This window comes from Lutibacter sp. HS1-25 (genome assembly GCF_004121075.1).
Lineage (GTDB): Bacteria > Bacteroidota > Bacteroidia > Flavobacteriales > Flavobacteriaceae > Lutibacter.
Map to the genome: position 1 here is coordinate 1 of NZ_RHLN01000124.1, position 491 is coordinate 491.

Consider the following 491-nt stretch of genomic DNA (forward strand, 5'->3'; position numbering starts at 1 on the left):
TAATTCTTTGATGGCATATTTGGTTAATTCGCCAAAAACTTCGTGAGCGAAATCACCACGAGCGGTAAACTCCATTAAACGTGCACCACCATCGTAACACGCTTTTAATACTTTTTTACTTTGCTGATTCGTAATCTTTTTCTCTGATATAAATTAAATTATTGATAAAAAGTTGCGCCATATCCGACTCAATATCTACCAATCGTGGCTGTACTTTTCCATTTTCGTCTTGAAAATCTTTTAAATACAAAGGCGTTATATCTCCCCTTGAATTTGCACTTACAATACAACCCGAAACACCATTGTCGTATAATTTTGTTTTGTTGAACATTTCAGGAATAATCATCATTGGAAAATGACAAGCTGAAGCAATACCAAATGCCAAATGACCTGCTGAACGTCCCATAGCTGAAACTACAAACCAATTTTCACTTGTTCTGGCATAATTCTATATCACTGTGAAAAAACAAAGGAATCATCCCTGTTTCTTT

The 491-nt window shown here is 35.0% G+C and carries 1 protein-coding gene; it reads right to left on the reverse strand.

Features of this window, described 5'->3' with window-relative positions; all coding sequences use genetic code 11:
* Positions 1-115: 115 nt before the first annotated feature.
* Positions 116-406, reverse strand: coding sequence for a hypothetical protein (locus EC396_RS12855; protein ID WP_240665705.1), 291 nt, complete (start codon positions 404-406; stop codon positions 116-118).
* Between the last annotated feature and the right edge of the window lie 85 nt (positions 407-491).